Source organism: Desulfuromonas sp. CSMB_57 (assembly GCF_020194955.2).
Classification (GTDB): domain Bacteria; phylum Desulfobacterota; class Desulfuromonadia; order Desulfuromonadales; family Syntrophotaleaceae; genus JAFCIY02.
Genome location: NZ_JAFCIY020000036.1, coordinates 1 through 20,535, shown reverse-complemented (window position 1 = coordinate 20,535; position 20,535 = coordinate 1). Strand labels below are relative to the sequence as shown.

Sequence of the window (20,535 nt, the reverse complement as noted above, 5' to 3'; positions counted from 1 at the left end):
TCAGTTCTCCAAAGCATCGAAGGCCGGCAGCAGTTGAATGGTTTTGCCGCTGGCCCGGATGACTTCCTCTTCGGAGAGTTTTTTCAGCAGGCGGGAAAAGGTTTCCGGGGTGGTGCCGAGCAGCAGGGCGATTTCCCGTTTGGGCGCCGGCAGAAACACCACGCCGGTATGGTGCTTCTCATTCAGAACCCGCAAATAGCTGATGAAGCGTTGGCGAATGTCGGCGATGGCCAGCTGTTCGACGCGACCCAACAGGTAGCTGAGCCGCTGGGAGAGAATGCTGATCAGCTGCATGGCGAGCCCCGGGGTTTGCTGCAGGCGGGCAAACAGCTGCTGCACGTCGATGAGCAGCAGCTGACAGTCTTCCAGAGCCACGGCGCTCACCGGATAGCGTTTGCGCAGATCGAGAAGCACCTCGGCGAAAAACTCCCCCGGCTGCACGAAGCGGATCACCGCCTCCTTGCCCTCGTCGTTGGCGCGGTACAGTTTGACCCGGCCGGCAGCCAGGAAATGGACCGCGGCACCTTCCTCGCCCTCCAGGAACAGGACCTCTTTCCGCCCCCGCTTCTGTAATACGCTGATGCTGTCGATAAGGGCATGCAGATCCGCATCGGTCTTACCGAAAAAACGCTGCAGGAACAACTCGATGACTTTGCCGCGATCCATAGAGAGCCTTTCGCGCGGGTCCGGCGGGCCGAATGAAAAGCCCGCCACGCCGGGTGGAGGGTTTGGCTACTTGTTGCCGGTCACGGCCTGGGCGATGTTGAAACAGTAGCCGCCGATGCGTTCCAGGTAAGCCATGATGTCGATATACCACAGCCCCGGCTCGATGGCACAGCCCTGTTGCTGCAAACGGTGGATTTTTTCCGTGCGCATGCTGCCGTAGAGCAGGTTGATGCTCGTCTCCAGCTTCAGGGCCTGCTGCATGAAATCTTCCTCGGGGTTCTTCATCCCCTGAATCACCAAGTCGAGAAAAGCGATGATCCTCGCCGTCATTTTTTCCAGATCCTGAATCGATTGGGCGGAAAACACCAGTTTGTGTTCGAACATCTGCTCCGCCAGACGTGCCAGACTTTCCACTGCGTCGCCGATCTTTTCGATATTGTTGGCCATGCGGAAAAAGCCATGGATTTCCAGGGCCGCTTCTTCGTTGATCTCCAGTTGGTAGATGCGAATCAGATAACGGGTGATTTCCTTGCGGGTTTCATCAAGGTGCTCTTCCTGGATTTTGAAACTGGCCAGAGCTTCCGGATCGCGACTTTTGATGCTCGGCACCACCTGTTCCAGGGTTTGGCGGGCGGCTTGGGCCATGCGGATGATTTCGGTGCGTACCTGGGTCAGGGCGGCGATGGGGGACTGGTCGAAGAAGTCGTTGAAGTCGGGCACCTGGGGCAGGGTTTTTGCTTCCGCCTGACGGGGGGAGATGGCTACCGCCATTCTCACCAGCAGGGGCAGGAAGACCAGAAACAGCAGGGCGTTGGTCAGGTTGAACAGGGTGTGACCGTTGGCGATGTAACGGGCCACGTGGATGGCCTCGTTGTTGACCACGGTGCCGACCGCCCCGACGCCGGACCAGCGTGTGACCGTTTCCACGAAGCCGACAAAATAGGGGAAGATGGCCACCATCACGGCCACGCCGATGACATTGAACAGGGTATGGGCGCGAGCCGCCCGATGAGCATCGACGTTGCGGGTGCCGAGGGTCGCCAGTTCGGCGGTGATGGTGGTGCCGATATTTTCACCCAGCACCAGGGCCATGGCGGCGGGAAAGGACAGCAGCCCCTGGGCGGCCAGGGTCATGGTCAGGCCGACGGTGGCCGAGGAGGACTGGACGGCGACGGTCAACAGGGCGCCGGTGACCACGCACAGCAGCAAGCCGCCGGCGGTGCTCGGATCGAAACGGGTGAAATAGGACAGGAAGGTGGGGTCGGAGCGCAGCGGCGCCAGACCGTCCTTCATGGTTTCCATGCCGAGAAACAGCATGCCGAAACCGAAAATGACCTCGCCGACATAGTTGAGTTTTTTTCGTCGGGCGAAAAATTTTAGACATACGCCCAGGGCGATGGCTGGCAGGGACAGGCTCGACAGCTTGAAGGCGATGAGCTGGGAAGTCATGGTGGTGCCGACGTTGGCGCCCAGGATGACGCCGACCGCCTGCTGCAGGGACAACAACCCGGCGCTGACGAAGCCGATGAGCATCACCGTGGTGGCCGAGGAGGACTGCACCATGGCCGTCACCAAGGTGCCGGTGGCGCATCCCACCACGCGGTTGCAGGACAGGGCGCAGAGGATTTTCTTGATGCGGTGGCCGGCCGACATCTGCAGGCCGTCGGTCATGGTCTTCATGCCGACCACGAACAGTCCCAGGCCGCCCAAGGTCTGGGCCAGAATCTTGAGAAAGAACACCGGATACCCTCCTTGCAATAAAGCTTGGCCGCCGGCAACCCATTCGGTTGCGGCAAGGTTCGGTCTAAACAAACCGCCGTATGCTAGCAGACTCCGGAAGGATCGCCAAGGATTGATTGGGAAAGGGGGGCGAATAAAATTCCGTGAAAAATTTTTCCGAAAACAGGCATAATGCCCTATGGGTAATTCAATGCCGATGTTTCCAGGGCTCCATCTGCAGGTTTTTCCGTCCCCGGAGGCTGAATGAACGAATTTTTTGAACTGCCCCATAGGCTGGACTCGGATGGGGACGGCAGCCTCTCCAGGGAGGAACTGTTCCACGCGACCCGGTTCGGCGGGATTTCGTCGGTGGAAGTCGCCGTGGGGAAGATGTCGGCCAGCGGGCTCACCTTAGCCGGGCAGGTGGTCTGGATCTGAGCATTGTTGAGGGGAGGTGTGCGTTTTGAATGAGTGGTCGCCAGATAAAAAGTGGAACCCTTTCAACAGCTACAAGCTTCTGGCGCAAGTCTATCGCTGGCGTCATATTGTGCGCGGCCGGCCTGTTCCGCAACCAGCCCTGGTCACCATCGACCCTATCAACCATTGCAACCTCAAGTGTGACTGGTGCAACGCCGGGTATCTGCTGAAGGAAAACAACGGAATGCTCAGCCGGGATACGCTGATGGCCCTGGCCGATTTCCTGCCAGTCTGGCAGGGTTCGCCGAACTGGCCGGCCGGCGTGGAGGCGGTCTGTATCGCCGGTGGGGGGGAGCCCCTGTTGCATCCGGATATCGGGGCATTTATCGACCGGGTGGTGGCCAACGGGATTGAAGTGGGGGTGGTCACCAACGGGACCCAACTGGAGCGGCACCTGGAACCTCTGTCCAAATGCACCTGGGTCGGCGTTTCGGTGGACGCGGGTACGGCCCTCACCTACCGGCGCCTGAAACAGATGGATTGTTTCGAGGCCGTGTTGGGCAATATCCGGCAACTGACCACATATGCCGCCGGGCCCGGCTGCCGTCTGGGGATGGCCGGCGCCGGTTCCGGGGTCTCCTACAAATACCTTCTGACGCCGGAGAACATGGACGATATCGTTCCCGCCGCGCGGCTGGCCAAGGAGTTGGGGTGTGCAAATTTCCATTTGCGGCCGGCGGGGATTGCCTGGGATAAATTGAGATCCGGTCCGCCAAACCTGTTTCGCAACGAGGAGAATATCCGTCTGCAGGCCGCCTTGGATCTTGTCCGCCCCCTGGAGGACGAAACCTTTGGTGTCTATGGCATTACCCACAAGTTCACCGGCGACCTCAATCCCTGCCATCGTTTCAACCATTGCCATGCCATTTTTATGACCTGCGTGGTGATGCCGCCGAGAGATGAAACCAGAGAACGGTTTCGGTTGGGACTCTGCTGTGATCGGCGCGGCGACCAACGGCTGGAAGCCTTCGGTGTGGGCGGCTCGGTGAGGGAGATCGCGGATTTTTGGGGCAGTGACAGGCACTGGGACCTGTTCGATGCCATCGACCTGAGCGACTGTCCCCGCTGTACCTACCAGCCGCACAATCAGATTATGGAAAGTGTGATTCTGGAAGATCGCATGACCTACAAATTCATCTGAAAAGTCCATGACATGCGCCTTATCCTCGTTGCTCACGGGCTCATCGACCGAACCGGGCACCACTATATGGAAGCCCGCGCTTTCAAGGAGGAGGCCGCCAGGCAAGGCTTGGAGTGCCTGCTCCTGGCCCACCGCGATATCAGTGCCTCGATTCGTGAGGAGTTGGAAGCCCTTCCGCTGTTTCCACATACCCCCTATAAAATATTATTTCGACCACGGTATCTTGGGCCGTTGCGGGACTTCAGACTTTATAGCCGGCAGATGGGCAGAGCGATGACGGGTCTGCCCCCTGGAATAATCTCTTCATCGGACGTGCTGGTCTCCACCCTTACGAAAGCCCGTGACATGCAAGGCCTGGCTTTATGGTTGACCCGGATTCCCCGCGAGCAGCGCCCCTTTGTGGCGATTAATTTCATGATCGACGATATCTCGCGTCCGGGCAACCAAGCAAAAAAGTGGAGGACAAATTTAAAATCCGCGCTGCTCTACCGTTTCGCCTTTTCACGCCTTCGGAAAGTGCTGGGCGCGGATCGGTTCTTGTTGTCTGCCGGCGGAACCACCTTCGCCCAAGCCATGACCCGGGTCCTTGACCACCCGGTGCGGACTCTTCCTCTGCCGGTTCAACATGAGCTTTCCTGCTGTAACGCGAAAAGTTCCGTCCCCGGCAAGTCACCATGGATCGTTTTCCTGGGTCACAGTCAGCAACGTAAAGGCTCGGATTTAATCGGTTTCGTGGTCCCCAAAGTTCTGGAGCGATATCCCGATTGCCGATTTTTCTTGCAAGCCAATCCGGAAAGCTGGGAAAGGCGCTGGCGGGATGAAATCGGTCCCGTCGCCATGGCGCGCGTTCAAATCCATCGCGGAGAAATGAGCCAGGAGGAATATCAAAGCGCCATGAGCAGGGCCGATCTGGTGCTGCTGCCTTATCTTCCCGCAGGGTACGCCTTGCAGACATCGGGGGTGTTCTCCGAAGCCATGGCCATGGGAAAGGTAAGTGTTATTCCTGACGGAACCTGGATGGCGGCCATGGCGCGCAAGCATGGAGGAGGGGCGGTAATGTTTCCAAGGTTTGAAGTGGCCGCAATTGCCGAGGCGAGTTGCCGGGCGTTGCAGGCCCTTCCTGGACTGACCAGGGAGATGGAAGGTATCCGCAGCGCCTGGCGAGAGAGCATGGGCATGAAAGCTTTTTTGCAGCGCATTCTCGATGCCGCTGGACACTCACGCGCCACTATGGCCCATTCGCCGGCTGAAGGTTCACCATGAAATCTCCCACCGACTACATTCAGGCCCTCAATTTGCTGCCTCACCCCGAAGGGGGCTGGTACCGCGAAACCTACCGGGCGGCGGAGACCATTCCGCCGCAGTGTCTACCGGCGCGGTTCGCAGGTGCGCGGTGTTTTGCCACGTCGATCTATTTTCTGCTCACCTCCGAAACCTTTTCGGCCCTGCACCGACTCAAGGCGGACGAAATCTGGCATTTCCATGCCGGCAGTGCCTTGACCGTGCATGTCATCGAGCCGGGCGGCGAACATCGCGTGCTACGCCTCGGCGCCGCCGTCGACCAGGGGGAATCCTTTCAGGCGGTCGTGCCGGCGGGCTGCTGGTTCGGCGCACGGGTTGAGGCGCCGGGCGGTTTCGCCCTGGTCGGCTGCACGGTCGCGCCGGGCTTCGATTTCGCCGATTTTCAGATGGGGAGGCGGAAGGAGCTGATTCGCCAGTATCCGTTGCATAGAGAGCTGATCGAGGCGTTGACCAGGGACCCCGGAGGAGGAGACTAAGGGGGCCGTTCTGCAGCATTCAAGGTTTGAGCTTTGCTGACGCGAACCTTAAGAGGAAAAGCCTTTTGACTAACGTTGAAGCTTTCGCAAATTCGCTTCGTCATGCACGAGTGCTTCAATCCGGCATCCATGGTTTCGAGATTTTACAGGCAGGATTCCCGACCATAAGGGTCTCGGGAATGACTTTTTGCGAAGCCATGAAGGTTGGTCAAGCAGGGTCCATCAGCGACATTGCTCTCGGCATAGCGGCGGACGTCGCGCCACCCAAAAGTTTAGCTGCATACAAAGACTGAATAGGATAAGGAAGATTAGAAATATTGACATTAAAAAAATAAATGGCTAGCTTTGCCTGTTGGGATTTTTATCAATGGCGCGAATGAGCCACGATTCGATGGCGTGGCTTTTACTCAGGTTCGTTAAGGGCATAGCAGTATTGTTGCCGACATTGGGATCTTCAGTGTCTGTGCCAACTCTTTGCACCAGAGGAACATTTGCTCTCCCCACATCTTCCCAGGCAGCAGCAAACCATTCGAAAAAGGGTGAACATGGACAATCCGTTTTTCGATCAACCGATTCTCAATTCCCCCTACGAATATCCCATCAGACATTGGGAGCTCGATGAACAGGGCCAGCCGACCCAGAAGATCATCGAAAAACGCCGTCGCGCGGATTTCATCACGCCGATTCCAAAGCCCAAAAAACGGAAATCAAGTGGGGAACAGCAGGGTTTCGTTTTCGATGAAGGCAAGGGGCTTTCGACTGAGGATCAGCAGTACGACCAGACATCCATCATCAATCGCCTGCGTGAATTGGTCGATCGCTGGCGCATGATCCCGAACCCTGCCCATTGGAAAGTCACTCCCGAAACCGTTCGCTTACTCCAGCACTGGCGGCATCATTCCTTCAACAGCATCCGTCCGTTCTTCTGTCAGGTTGAAGCCATTGAGACGGCGATCTGGCTCACCGAAGTTGCGCCTACCGAAAAAGTGGGCAAAGATTTTCTTGACCATCTGGCCCGGGCCAACCAGGACGCCAACCCCGAGTTGCTGCGTCTGGCGTTGAAGTTGGCTACCGGCGCTGGCAAAACAACCGTCATGGCGATGCTGATCGCCTGGCAGACCATCAATGCGGTCCGACGCCCCAACAGCAAGAAATTCACCCGGGGGTTTCTGATTGTCGCTCCTGGTATCACCATTCGTGATCGCCTGCGGGTTCTGCAACCCAACGACCCGGACAGCTACTACCAGAGTCGCGAGCTTGTCCCCGGCGATATGCTTGGCGACATTGAACGGGCCAAGATCGTCATCACCAACTACCATGCTTTCAAGCTGCGGGAACGTATCGATATTTCCAAGGGCGGCCGGTCGCTTCTGCAGGGTCGCGGCGAGGCCCTCAACACCCTGGAAACCGAAGGGCAGATGCTCCAGCGGGTCATGCCCGAACTGATGGGGTTGAAAAATATCCTCGCCATCAATGATGAAGCGCATCATTGCTATCGGGAAAAGCCCGGCGGGGATGATATCGGTGACTTAAAGGGTGAGGAAAAGAAAGAAGCCGAGAAGAACAACGAAGCGGCCCGGTTGTGGATTTCGGGGCTGGAGATCGTCAACCGCAAGCTGGGGCTGGCACAGGTCATCGATCTGTCGGCAACACCCTTTTTCCTGCGCGGTTCAGGTTATGTCGAGGGGACGCTTTTCCCCTGGACCATGAGCGATTTCTCGCTGATGGATGCCATCGAGTGCGGCATCGTCAAGCTGCCCCGGGTGCCGGTCGCCGACAACATCCCCGGTGAAGAGATGCCGATGTTCCGCAACCTCTGGGAGCACATCGGCCAAAAGATGCCGAAAAAGGGACGTGGCAAAGCCGACACCCTTAATCCGCTCGATCTGCCGCCGCAACTGCAAACCGCTCTCCAGGCGCTCTACGGACATTACGAAAAAACCTTTGACCTGTGGCAGAAAGAGGGGATCAACGTCCCGCCCTGTTTCATCGTCGTCTGCAACAACACCGCCACTTCGAAGCTGGTCTATGACTACATCTCCGGCTTTGAACGGCAGAACAAGGATGGCACCAGCCAGCTCGAATTCGGCCGCCTGCCGCTGTTCCGCAATACCGACGAGCACGGCAATCCCCTCGCCCGGCCGAACACGCTCCTGATCGACAGTGAGCAGCTCGAATCCGGTGAAGCCTTGGATACGAACTTCCGCGAGATGGCCTCCTTCGAGATCGAACGCTTCCGCCGCGAGATCATCGAACGTACCGGCGACCTTCGTCAGGCCGAAAACATCACCGATCAGGATCTGCTGCGTGAGGTCATGAACACCGTAGGCAAGCACGGACGGCTTGGCGGAGCGATCCGCTGCGTCGTCTCGGTTTCCATGCTCACCGAAGGCTGGGACGCCAATACCGTCACCCATGTGCTCGGGGTACGGGCCTTCGGCACGCAACTTCTCTGCGAGCAGGTTATCGGCCGGGCGCTTCGTCGCCAGTCTTATGATTTGAATGAAGAGGGTCTCTTCAACACCGAATATGCCGATGTCCTGGGGATTCCCTTCGATTTCACCGCCAAGCCGGTGATCTCCAAGCCCCAGCCGCCGAGTGAGACCATCCAAGTCAAGGCGGTGCGGCCAGAGCGCGATGCGCTGGAAATACGTTTTCCCCGTGTGGCCGGTTATCGAACCGAACTCCCCGAGACGCGCCTGGCGGCAGATTTCAACGACGAATCCTCGCTTGTGCTGACGCCGGACCTGGTCGGCGCGACGGAGACCCGCAACTCGGGGATTATCGGGGCAACCGTCGATCTTAACCTGGTGCACACCGGTGATATCCGCCCCTCCCAGATCGTCTATGAGCTGACCTCCCATCTGGTGTTGACCAAGTGGCGCGATGCCAATGGCGAACCCCAGTTGAGCCTGTTCGGGCAGCTCAAGCGCATCGCCCGCCAATGGCTGGACAGTTATCTGGATTGCCGGGGCGGCACCTATCCCGCTCAGCTTAAGTACAAGACCCTGGCCGATCTGGCCTGCGACAAGATCACCGCTGCCATCACCCGGCATCATGCCGGTGAAAGTCCGATCAAGGCAGTCCTCGATCCCTACAATCCGGTCGGCTCGACCTGCCACGTCAATTTCAATACCTCCAAGAAGTCCCGCTGGGAGACCGACTCGCGCCGCTGCCATGTCAACTGGGTGGTTCTCGACAGCGACTGGGAGGCGGAGTTCTGCCGGGTCGCCGAAGGTCATCCCAAGGTCAGGGCCTATGTCAAAAACCACAGCCTCGGGCTGGAGGTGCCCTATCGTTACGGCTCCGAAACCCGCAAATACCTGCCCGATTTCATCGTGCAGATCGACGATGGTCGGGGTGAGGACGATCTGCTGAACTTGATCGTCGAGATCAAGGGCTATCGGCGCGAGGATGCCAAGGAGAAAAAATCGACCATGGACACCTACTGGGTGCCGGGCGTCAACAACTTGGGCAATTACGGTCGATGGGCTTTTGCCGAGTTTTGCGAAGTTTACCAGATTGAGTCTGATTTTGAAGCGGAAGTCCAAGGCGCTTTCGATGAAATGATCACGTCCGTTATCAGTTCCGATGCCGTAATCGAAGGAGAATATGCTGCCAGGATTGCGAAAAACATACTCGACTTGCTGACGGCGAAGCCGGATCGAATCTTTCGATTAACGGATATTGACACCGTGGCAAAAACGGGGAGGTGCACGCCCGAGGAGGTTCTAGGGATTTTAGGGCTTCTGTCTCACCCTTCTATTCAAGTGTTGCGAATGGAGCTTCGGTCAGAGAGCCGGGATGGAGCTCAGGTCTCCCCAACGGAATTTATTGGGAAGCTTCGTGATTGGTGGCGAAAAGGAATCATTAGCAAGAATGATTGGGAACGCTGGGCTGAAGATGTCAAAGTCGGATGGGTACGGGTAGCGAAAGGGGATAGGGGTTTATGAGTACCAATACCGATAGTGTAGCTGCCCTTGTGGAAAGAATTCAAAAAAAGGCTCCCGAGTACCTCGACCTTCTGACTGCCGAAACTGACGCTGACTTTGAACAAGCTTTCAACGCTGTCCTGGCGACAGCTGTTTCTTGGATGGAGCGAAACAAAAAGAGCTACCAGACCCTCGATGAAGTCGGTCTTACTAGCGTACTCGCTGCCAGACTTTCAATACCAGGGCTAACCGTTTCACAGGAGTCGCATTCCAACGGGCACGTGGATTTGTTTATCGTTGCGGACCATTGCGTACCGGAGCGTATTAAACTAGGTGAGGCAAAGATTTACGATGGCTATTCATATCATATCGGAGGCTTAAAACAATTGCTCGGCCGTTACACGACCGGCAGAGAAACGCGGGGTCTCCTGATCGTGTATGTGCAAAAAAAGGACATAACTGGTTTGATAAAAAAACTCCGTGGAAGGATGAACACGGAAAGGCCATGTTCTCAGGGAAGGGATACAGCTGATCATGTTTTGAAATGGTCGTTTCTTTCTGAGCATTTTCATTCCTGTGGTGAAAATTTAGAAATAAGCCACATTGGTTGTAACCTCTATGTTGATAATGACGCGACAACAGCGAGCTAGATATGGCGAATAAAACAAAGACATCAAAATCCGTTGAGACCTTGACCCACGACGAGGCAACCCGCAAGAACATCCCCTCGGCCGAACATCAGTCGCTCATGCACGAGGCCGACAAATCGCCTATCCGCGTTGCATACGAGCGCCGCAACCGTGATCTCGATCCGCAACTGGTCTGGCGCGGCAAGGATGAGCGGGACTGGTCGGATCTGGTGGTGCAGGCGCCCCCGCTCTACATCCAGGAGAAGGTGCATCCCAAGGTGCTGATCGATGATCTGCTGCGGCGCACAGTGGCTGATGCCAGAGCCGACGAAGATCAATTTGACCTGTTTGCCGATTTCAACGGTTTGCCCAACGAAGCGGCCAAGACCGAGTTTTATCAGCACGATGCCCACTGGGCCAACCGGATGATTCTGGGGGACAGCTTGCAGGTGATGGCCTCGCTGGCCGAGCGGGAAGGGCTGCGCGGCAAGGTGCAGTGCATCTACTTCGATCCTCCTTACGGCATCAAGTTCAACTCCAATTTTCAATGGTCCACCACCAGTCGCGATGTGAAGGATGGCAAGGTGGATCACATTACCCGCGAACCGGAGCAGGTGAAGGCGTTTCGCGATACCTGGCGCGACGGAATTCATTCGTATCTGACCTACCTGCGGGACCGGTTGACCGTGGCGCGGGACCTGTTGACCGATTCCGGGTCGATCTTTGTGCAGATTGGGGATGAGAATGTGCATCGGGTGCGGGCGGTGATGGATGAGGTTTTTGGGGAAGATAACTTTGTTGCGCAAATCGCTTCCACCAAAACCGCTGGGCAAACGGATTCTCTGCTGCCTGCCCTTTTCGACACTATTCTTTGGTACGCAAAAAGCGCTAATGAAGTCAAATTTCGACGAATATTCAAGAAGAAGGGTGTGGGATTTGACGAGATTGGACAGTATTACCATGTTGAGTTGCCGGACGGTTCACGCCGACGAATGACAGATCGTGAGATTGAGTCTGGAGAGGCTCTCAACATTGGACGTCCCTTCCGCAGCTCTGACATATCTAGCAATAAGCCTTATAGTTTGGGCAGAGTTCCTTTTGAATTTGAAGGCAAGTCTTTCATGCCGCCGAAAGGAAGATATTGGACTCATAGCCCAAATGGGCGAGAGCGGCTGCGCAAAGCGAATCGAATTCTAGCTGTTGGGAAAAGTGCCCGATTTGTTGGATACCTTGAAGATGATTCCGTATCCACTCTTTCAAACCAATGGACTGATACTGGCGTAAGCGGTTTTGCTACAGAAAAGGTTTATGTTGTCCAAACCAGCCCTAAATTGATAGAACGCTGCATCCTTATGGCCACCGACCCCGGTGACCTCGTTCTCGACCCCACCTGTGGTTCCGGAACTACCGCCTATGTTGCAGAACAGTGGGGCCGACGCTGGATTACCATCGACACTTCCCGTGTCGCCTTAACTTTGGCTCGGTCACGCGTCATGGGTGCCCGCTATTCCTATTATCTCCTCGCTGACAGTCCGGAAGGGCAACAGAAAGAAGCCGAAATCACACGAACCGTGCCTTCCAGCAAAGCGACCAATGGCAATATCCGCCACGGCTTCGTTTATGAGCGGGTGCCACATATCACTTTGAAATCGATCGCCAACAATACCGAGATCGATGTCATTTGGGACAAGTTTCAGGAAACGCTCGAGTTGTTGCGTGAACAGTTGAATAAAGCCCAGGGAAAGAGCTGGCAGGAATGGGAAATCACTCGCGAGGCGGAAGCCAAGTGGTCGGACGCATCCAAAAAGCTGCATGCCGACTGGTGGAGTGCGCGCATTGCCCGCCAAAAGGAAATCGACGCCTCCGTCTCCGCCAAGGCCGATCACGAATATCTCTACGACAAGCCCTTCGAGGACATGAAAAAGGTCCGAGTCGCCGGACCTTTCACTGTGGAGAGCCTCTCACCCCACCGGGTGCTGGCTATTGGGGCTGATGACGAGCTGATCGACACCGTAGCCGAAGCTAAAGAAGTATTTGGGCAGGAGCAGGATTTCGTCCAGATGATTCTGGAAAACCTCAAAACCGCCGGGGTGCAGCAGGCACACAAGGAAGACAAGATCAATTTCACCTCCCTTACCCCCTGGCCGGGCGACCTTATTTGTGCCGAAGGACGATTTGAGGATGCCGATGGCGAAAAGCGCGCTGCCATTTTCATCGGCCCCGAATTCGGCACGGTCTCCCGTCCCGATCTGGTCGCCGCCGCCCGCGAAGCCGGTGATGCCGGTTTTGACGTGCTAACCGCCTGCGCGTTCAACTACGACGCCCACTCCTCCGAATTCGACAAGCTCGGTCGCATCCCGGTGCTCAAAGCCCGCATGAACGCCGACCTGCACATGGCCGACGATCTCAAGAATACCGGCAAAGGCAACCTGTTCGTCATCTTCGGGGAGCCGGATATCGATATCTTCGATGTTGCCGACGGACAGATTCAGGTCAAGGTCAACGGGGTCGATGTCTTCCACCCCAACACTGGCGAAGTCCGCAGTGATGGCGCCGAAGGCATCGCCTGCTGGTTCATCGATACCGATTACAACGAAGAAAGCTTCTTTGTTCGCCATGCTTACTTCCTTGGGGCCAACGATCCCTACAAGGCCCTCAAGACCACCCTCAAGGCAGAAATCAACGAAGAGGCCTGGGCCACGTTGAACAGCGACACGTCGCGCCCCTTTGACAAACCGAAGACCGGACGGATTGCGGTGAAGGTGATTAATCACCTTGGGGATGAGGTGATGAAGGTTTTTAGGGTTTAACAGGCTATGCAATTCATCAAGAATGGGCCAGATGTTCCTGAACGCCTCTTACAGGCTCATGAAGACGGACGAGTTGTCTTCTTCTGTGGCGCTGGTATTTCCTGTCCTGCACGCTTGCCTGGGTTTTCGGAACTTGTTGAGAGGCTCTATTCGAGGCTGGGAGCGATACCAGACGCAGTGCAGCAGGGAGCGATCAGGGCAAAGCAGTTCGACACCGCCATTAGTCTGCTGGAAACCGGAATCGTCGGCGGTCGATCCATGGTACGCCGGGCGTTGGCGGGCATTCTCACCCCTGACCTCACAGCTAAGAAGGCAACGGCCAACCATGAGGCACTCCTTACGCTTAGCAAAAGTCGAGAGGGGCGAACACGGCTGATCACCACTAACTTTGATCGATTATTCGAGGAGGTGATTGCCGCCAAAGAACTGAAGGTCGAGCGGTTTAAGGCACCTTTATTGCCGGTTCCAAAAAACCGCTGGGATGGCCTGGTTTACCTGCATGGCCTCATACCTGCGATACTTAGCGACAGCGAATTGGATTGCCTGGTGGTGTCTAGTGGTGATTTCGGACTAGCTTACCTGACTGAGCGCTGGGCTGCACGTTTCGTCAGTGAGTTGTTTCGCAATTACACCGTCTGCTTCATTGGCTATAGCATCAATGACCCAGTCCTTCGCTATATGATGGATGCCCTTGCCGCCGATCGATTACTGGGTGAATCTCACCCGGAGATGTTCGCCTTTGGCAGCTATTCGAATGGCAAGGAAACCGATCGCGCGAACGAGTGGCGGGCGAAGAACGTTACACCTATCCTCTACCGTGAGCACAACCGCCACGCTTACCTGCAAAAGACGTTGCGCGCTTGGGCGGACACTTACCGCGATGGCGTTCAAGGCAAGGAACGCGTAGTCGTAGAGTGTGCGATGGCACGTCCTTTAGCCAGCACGAAACAGGACGATTTCGTCGGCCGCCTGCTTTGGGCACTGAGTGACTCACGGGGCCTGCCTGCCAAGCGATTTGCTGATCTGGTCCCGGTGCCATCACTGGAGTGGCTGGGGCCTTTATGTGAGGAACGTTACCGACAGGCAGATCTTATACGATTCGGCGTGCCACCCAAGTCCACTACTGATGGCAAACTTTCGTTCAGCCTAACCTGCCGGCCTTCTCCTTACGATCTTTCCCCCCGGATGGCTCTAGTTGATATCGGGGCGTGTCGCACCGGCTGGGATGCTGTAATGCGACATATTGCGCGTTGGCTGTTACGCCATCTCGACGACCCTACACTGTTATTGTGGTTAGTTAAACGCGGCGGCCGATTGCATGAAGAACTGATTAGGAATATAGACGACCGTCTGAATGAGCTGGCCAAGTTCGAAAGCGATGGCAATACGGATGAGCTTAACCGTATCCGCACATATTCTCCGAATGCCATCCCGCGCCCCATGATGCGTTCGCTTTGGCGGTTGCTGTTAACTGGGCGTTTGAGGGCGCGGGCACGCAATCTTGATCTCTACGACTGGCAGGTTCGTTTCAATCACGAGGGCCTCACCACCACCTTGCGTTTGGAATTGCGCGAAATTTTTACGCCACGTGTGTTATTGCGAGACCCGATCCGCTGGCCCGGAGAGCATGACGGCGAGGGCGAGCCGCAATTGCTGAAGGACCTCGTCGAATGGGAGATCGTATTGTCCACAGACCACGTGCATTCCAGTTTGCACGATTTGAAGAAGGAGCAGCTCTGGACCGAGGTGCTGCCCGATCTACTGCCCGATTTCAACGCTTTGCTAAAAGACGCGCTGGACTTGATGCAGGAATTGGGCGGAGCGGACGCCGGAAGCGACCGATCATACATGGATCAGCCGTCGATTAGTGAGCATCCGCAGAACAAGGATTTTCGCGACTGGACAGCGCTGATCGAGCTCACCCGTGACGCTTGGCTTGCGACCGCTGCTCGATATCCTGATAAGGCCCGTTTGGTTGCTGAGAGCTGGTGGCAAGTACCGTATCCGCTGTTCAAACGATTAGCGTTTTTTGCTGCAGGGCATGACGACCTCATTTTTCTGCGTAGGCCACTCGACTGGTTATTGGCAGACGATCACTGGTGGCTGTGGTCGGTAGAGACAGAGCGAGAGTCTTTGCGTCTGCTCGTTGTCTTGGCGCCGAAACTGGATACCGCCGATTTTGAGCAACTGGAACAAGCCATACTTGCCGGACCACCGCGTGCCATGTTTATGGACGACATCGAAGATGATCGTTGGACCCAAATCGTGGAGAGGGGAATATGGCTCAGGTTGTCCAAAATTGCCCAGACTGGTACAACTCTGCATCCGCTCGGTGAGGAGAGGCTCCAAGTATTGTCTGCCCAAAACCCAGAATGGAGGTTGGCCGAAGACGAACGTGACGAATTTCCGGTCTGGATGGGTGAGGTACGTTGGGTTGGAGAAGGTGACCCGTGGCGCACGTTTGTCGCTACGCCGCGTCGTCGTCGGGAATTGATCGAGTGGCTCAGGCAGCATCCAAGCACGGACCACTGGCAGGAAGATGATTGGCGGCAGCGTTGCCGCGACCATTTCGCCACTACCGCTTGTGCCATATGTGCCTTGGCCAGGGAAGGCGTATGGTTGACTGATCGTTGGCGTTTGGCTTTGCAGGCCTGGTCGGAAGAAAAACTAATCAAAAGGTCCTGGCGTTATATGAGGGCTTTAATTGCTGATGCCCCCGATCATGTGATCCAGAAGCTCGCCCGAAGTGTCAGTTGGTGGCTAAAGGCCATTGCCGAGACTTTCGAGGGCCATGAGATGGAATTCTTGGCCATTTGCCGACGAATACTGAATCTGTGTGATCTGGACGGCGTTGATACTGAAGATCCTGTCATGCGTGCCATTAATCACCCTGTAGGGCTCGTGGCACAGGCGCTTCTGCTGTGGTGGCATCGTCAGTCGCTCGAAGATGGGCAAGGCCTGCCTAAGGAGCTTAATTGCATTTTTGCCGAGATTTGCGATACGAACGTGGAGAAGTTCAGGCACGGTCGCGTTCTTCTGGCAGTGCATATCGTCACTCTATTTCGCGTGGATTGTACATGGGCCACAAAATACCTTCTGCCGCTTTTTGAATGGCAGCGGTCTGAAGCGGAAGCGCGCGCAGCCTGGGAGGGTTTTCTCTGGTCACCACGTCTCTATCGCCCTCTAATGGAGGCAATTAAGCAACCGTTTCTCGATACAGCTAGACACTATACGGACCTTGGCAAACACGATGGGCAGTATGCTGCCCTGCTGACCTTCGCTGCACTTGACCTTGGGGATACTTTCAGTACAGCAGAACTGGCGCGTGCCACGCGTACTTTGCCTCCAGATGGGCTACTAGAAGCTGCGGAAGCTCTGGTCCGTGGTTTGGAAGGAGCCGGCGACCAGCGCTCCGATTACTGGAAGAACCGCGTGGTGCCGTACCTGCACTCGATATGGCCAAAGTCGCGTGAGCACGTTACCGCATCCTTTGGCGAAAGCTTTGGTCGGTTGTGCATTGCGGCCCAGCAGGACTTTCCACAGGCAGTTACGATGCTTGGTGCCTGGCTTCAGCCGCTAGAACATCCCGATTTCCTGTTGAACCTCTTACACAAAACTGATATCTGCCAAAAGTTCCCGGAACCTGCCTTAGGCTTCCTGGATCGGGTGATTGGCGATCAACCACAATGGGTGCCGAGACGATTTTTAAATGAGAGTTTACGTGCGATCAGCGCCGCTGAACCTCAGATAGTAGGAGACCAAAGATTTCAACGCCTTGCCAATTTTTTGCGTTGCTATGGGCAGGAGTTGACCTGATGCTGTTCCGTATCGCTGATACATTCACTGAAAGTTTGGCCAAGCTAACTGGCGACGAACAAAAGGCGGTAAAGACCACCGCGTTTGACCTGCAACTGAATCCCGCCAATCCGGGATTGAGCTTCCACAAGCTCGACAAGGCCAGAGACAAGAATTTCTGGTCAGTGCGTGTCAGCAGCGATCTGCGCATTATCGTCCACAAGACCAAAGACAGCCTGCTCTTGTGCTATGTCGGCCACCACGACTCCGCCTACAACTGGGCCAGCCGCCGCAAACTCGAAACCCATCCTAAAACCGGTGCCGCCCAGCTCGTTGAAGTCAGAGAAACAATTCAGGAAATCGCGGTACCGGTTTATATGCCGACGGAAGCCCTGACGCCGGTAAAGCCTCTTCTCTTTGCCGGCATCACCGCCGAAACCCTGCTCAGTTATGGGGTGCCGGAAGAATGGCTGGATGACGTGCGTGCCGCCAATGAGGACACGATCCTCGATCTGGCCGATCACCTGCCGAGCGAGGCGGCTGAGGCTCTTCTGGACCTGGCCATCGGCGTCAAGCCGCAGTTGCCTCAGCCGGTTCCTGCTGATATCAGCCCCTTCGATCACCCCGATGCGCAGCGTCGCTTCCGCTTGATGACTAATGTCGAAGAGTTGGAGCAGGCTCTCAATTACCTATGGGAGAAGTGGACGGTTTTTCTCCATCCCGCTCAGCGAGAACTGGTTGAACGAGACTACAGCGGCCCAGCCCGCGTCTCCGGCTCTGCCGGGACCGGGAAGACGATCGTCGCGCTGCACCGGGCCGTTTATCTGACCCGCAATAACCCGGATGCCAGGGTCTTGCTGACAACCTTCTCCGAATCACTGGCCAGCGCTCTGCGCACTAAATTACGACGCCTGATCGGCAACGAACCACGACTGGGAGAACGTCTCGAAGTCCATGCGCTGGATACCATCGGGGAACGACTTTATGGCTTTCTCTTCGGCAAGCCTGAAATCGCCTCACGAGCCGACATCAGCAAATTACTCAAGCAGGCGGCCAGTGAATTCGAAGGCCATAAGTTCACTCAGCGTTTTCTGATCACGGAATGGGAGCAGGTAGTCGATGCCTGGCAGCTTAAGGATTGGGTCTCTTACCGGGATGTGGTGAGGCTCGGCCGCAAAACGCGACTGCCAGAAAGCCACCGTCAGACGCTCTGGGCGATTTTTGAAAAGGTGCAGCAAGAGTTGCATGCACGGGGTCAGGTGACTTACGCGGACATGTTCAGCAAATTGGCCGTTCGACTTGCTGAGAATCACAACCAACCCTTTGATTTTGCGGTCATCGATGAGGCGCAGGATATCAGCGTTGCCCAGTTGCGATTCCTGGCGGCACTGGGGGCGGGAAACGATAACAGCCTGTTTTTCGCCGGAGATCTGGGGCAGAGGATATTCCAGCAGCCGTTTTCCTGGAAATCGCTCGGTGTCGATATCCGGGGCCGCTCTCGCAACCTGCGTATCAACTACCGTACCTCCCATCAAATCCGCATGCAGGCCGATCGCCTGTTGGGACCAGAAGTGGCCGATGTCGACGGCAACGTTGAAGAACGACGCGGCACCATCTCGGTCTTCAATGGTCCCAAACCGATCATTTTGGAATGCGCCTCGGCCGAAGAGGAAATCCAGTCTGTCGCCGACTGGCTTAAAGAGCGGTCAGGTGAAGGTCTCATGCCCCACGAGTTCGGGGTTTTCGTCCGATCAGACAATGAAATGGGAAGAGCCAAAGGCGCGGTTGCCACAGCCGATCTGCCGTATGTGATTCTTGACGAAAAAGCCGAAACGGTCAGCGGACAGGTGTCGATCAGCACCATGCATCTGGCGAAAGGTCTCGAATTCCGCGCTGTGGTGGTCATGGCCTGTGATGACGAGATCATCCCCCTGCAAGAACGCATCGAGACGGTTGCCGATGACGCCGACCTGCAGGAGGTCTACGACACCGAGCGGCATCTACTCTACGTCGCTTGCACCCGGGCACGTGATCATCTGCTGGTAACTAGCGGGGATGTGCCGTCTGAATTTTTGGATGATTTGAGGCTTTGATTTTCTAAAGAGAAAACGCGTGGCATAAGTGGGGCATGCCTTTAATGAAAGAAATCGATACTCAGTTGGGTGGGCGAGTTGGACAAAAAACTGTTGACATTTGACAAGAGTTAACCTAAAGGTAAACTTCTTATGGGTCAGATAACCCGTTCTCTTCTTTTTGAAGGGGCAAAATTTCAACTATTCGAAATAGTCGTTGATGGGCGCCATTTGGTGCAGGAGTTCGTTGATGGACTCTCTGAATCAGAACAGAAGAAGCTGGTTGCTCTCCTCCGCCGCACTGCGGATCATGGTCCCCCAAACAATACTGAACAATTCAAAAAATTGGCTGACGACCTGTTTGAATTCAAATCCTTTCAGGTGCGGATATTTTGCGCATTTCGTGGGAAATCTATTCTGGTTCTGACCCATGGTATAAAGAAGAAAAAGGATAAACACTCTAAACAGGATATGGATAAAGCAAGAGAGCTCTTAAGAGCCCTCGACGGGCGAAAAGGATAATAAGATGAGTAAAAAGACCTGGTTGGAAGAGAAATACGACCTCTGGGCCGAAGATCCTGAGTTTCTGACTGAAGAAAAGATTCTTGACTTCACCGAACGGGTGGTTCTCGAAATGGGAAAAAAGGAGATCACCCGTGCGCAGTTGGCGGACTCTCTTGGCAAAAGCAAAGCCTTTGTCACCAAGTTGCTCAAGGGTGATGCCAACATGACGATTAAAACCATGGTGACCGTGGCGCAAGCACTTGGCTGCAGCCTTCACCTTGACCTTTATCCCAAGGGCTTTTACGCAAAAACCCTGTATGCTAGGGACAGCCGAGGCTTTGAACCTGTGGACTCGACTTACATGGAGGACGGCCAATATGCCTGCGCTGCTTGAAATCGACGAATATTCGATTGATGGTTTCAACTTCCAGGTTAACCCCTCCTTTAATGGGGAGAAGGAATCCCACAATGAGCTGGATGTTGATTTTAACATTGGCAGGGCGACAACCGGAGAGGCCCGGTTTGAAGTTCGTCTTTTTATTAGCCTGAATCAGAAAGACGAGCAGTTCGCTCAGGCGCCTTATCGCATGAATCTGAATGTCGCAGGGTACTTCCATTTTCCCGATGGAACAGAAGAAGACACCATCAAAAAAATGATTGCACCTAATGGGCTTTCAATTCTCTATGGGATTGCCCGGGGCACGGTCTCTCACATGACCGGTTGCAGTCGATTTGGCAAAGTTGTTTTGCCATCTGTCAATTTCATTGAATTGATTAAGGCAAGGGCAGGGGAGGAAAAAGCCAAGCCTTCCAGAAAACGGGCCAAGAAACCGTCAAAAGAATGATTTTCTTTCAAGGCCTGCTTTTCCCGGCACATCGTGGAAGGCGATGTAGTCATAGCCATCTTCCGAGTCGTGGGCAGCATCGTCTGTCCGAAAAACTTGGCTGCGTATTCCGGACGAATCCGGCCACGGTTCCGACGGGAAAGCGTCCACCGTTCCGACACGAATCC

The 20,535-nt window shown here is 55.5% G+C and carries 13 protein-coding genes and 1 pseudogene; 12 read left to right on the top strand and 2 right to left on the bottom strand.

What is annotated here, in order from left to right; all coding sequences use genetic code 11:
* Positions 1 to 666, bottom strand: coding sequence for a Crp/Fnr family transcriptional regulator (locus JQN68_RS10635; protein ID WP_225072158.1), 666 nt, complete (start codon positions 664 to 666; stop codon positions 1 to 3).
* 66 nt (positions 667 to 732) lie between these two features.
* Positions 733 to 2,406 carry a Na/Pi cotransporter family protein gene (locus tag JQN68_RS10630; RefSeq protein WP_225072159.1) on the bottom strand — a complete coding sequence of 558 codons (1,674 nt, stop codon included), beginning with the start codon at positions 2,404 to 2,406 and terminating at the stop codon, positions 733 to 735.
* Between the two features lie 243 nt (positions 2,407 to 2,649).
* Between JQN68_RS10630 and JQN68_RS10625 the strand changes: the two genes are divergently transcribed.
* The 12 genes and pseudogenes from JQN68_RS10625 to JQN68_RS10570 all read left to right on the top strand — a co-directional run bounded on the left by JQN68_RS10625 (position 2,650) and on the right by JQN68_RS10570 (position 20,368).
* On the top strand, positions 2,650 to 2,823 hold the full coding sequence (locus JQN68_RS10625) for a hypothetical protein (protein ID WP_225072160.1): 174 nt from the start codon (positions 2,650 to 2,652) through the stop codon (positions 2,821 to 2,823).
* Between the two features lie 25 nt (positions 2,824 to 2,848).
* The gene (locus tag JQN68_RS10620; protein ID WP_225072161.1) at positions 2,849 to 4,003 is read left to right on the top strand and encodes a radical SAM protein; all 1,155 of its coding nucleotides are present in this window, start codon (positions 2,849 to 2,851) and stop codon (positions 4,001 to 4,003) included.
* 12 nt (positions 4,004 to 4,015) lie between these two features.
* Positions 4,016 to 5,266, top strand: a complete 1,251-nt coding sequence (locus JQN68_RS10615; protein ID WP_225072162.1) for a glycosyltransferase — start codon at positions 4,016 to 4,018, stop codon at positions 5,264 to 5,266.
* A complete protein-coding gene (locus JQN68_RS10610; RefSeq protein WP_225072163.1) occupies positions 5,263 to 5,781 on the top strand; it encodes a cupin domain-containing protein in 519 nt (172 codons plus the stop codon). Before JQN68_RS10615 ends, JQN68_RS10610 begins: the two co-directional genes overlap by 4 nt.
* Positions 5,782 to 6,326: 545 nt before the next feature.
* A pseudogene (locus tag JQN68_RS10605) lies at positions 6,327 to 9,368 on the top strand (BPTD_3080 family restriction endonuclease); the annotation flags it as partial.
* A 362-nt stretch (positions 9,369 to 9,730) separates the two neighbouring features.
* Entirely contained in the window at positions 9,731 to 10,363 is a 633-nt protein-coding gene (locus JQN68_RS10600) for a hypothetical protein (RefSeq protein WP_225072165.1), read from the top strand.
* A 2-nt stretch (positions 10,364 to 10,365) separates the two neighbouring features.
* Complete coding sequence (locus tag JQN68_RS10595; protein ID WP_225072166.1) at positions 10,366 to 13,152, top strand: site-specific DNA-methyltransferase; 2,787 nt, start codon at positions 10,366 to 10,368, stop codon at positions 13,150 to 13,152.
* 6 nt (positions 13,153 to 13,158) lie between these two features.
* A complete protein-coding gene (dsr1, locus tag JQN68_RS10590; protein ID WP_225072167.1) occupies positions 13,159 to 16,968 on the top strand; it encodes an anti-phage defense-associated sirtuin Dsr1 in 3,810 nt (1,269 codons plus the stop codon).
* The gene (locus JQN68_RS10585) at positions 16,968 to 19,040 is read left to right on the top strand and encodes a UvrD-helicase domain-containing protein (RefSeq protein ID WP_249621183.1); all 2,073 of its coding nucleotides are present in this window, start codon (positions 16,968 to 16,970) and stop codon (positions 19,038 to 19,040) included. Before dsr1 ends, JQN68_RS10585 begins: the two co-directional genes overlap by 1 nt.
* A 132-nt stretch (positions 19,041 to 19,172) precedes the next feature.
* Positions 19,173 to 19,541 (top strand): type II toxin-antitoxin system RelE/ParE family toxin, encoded by a 369-nt coding sequence (locus JQN68_RS10580; protein ID WP_225072169.1) that lies wholly within the window; start codon positions 19,173 to 19,175, stop codon positions 19,539 to 19,541.
* 4 nt (positions 19,542 to 19,545) lie between these two features.
* Positions 19,546 to 19,917, top strand: a complete 372-nt coding sequence (locus tag JQN68_RS10575; protein WP_225072170.1) for a helix-turn-helix domain-containing protein — start codon at positions 19,546 to 19,548, stop codon at positions 19,915 to 19,917.
* Positions 19,901 to 20,368, top strand: a complete 468-nt coding sequence (locus JQN68_RS10570; RefSeq protein WP_225072171.1) for a protein-export chaperone SecB — start codon at positions 19,901 to 19,903, stop codon at positions 20,366 to 20,368. Before JQN68_RS10575 ends, JQN68_RS10570 begins: the two co-directional genes overlap by 17 nt.
* Positions 20,369 to 20,535 lie beyond the last annotated feature (167 nt).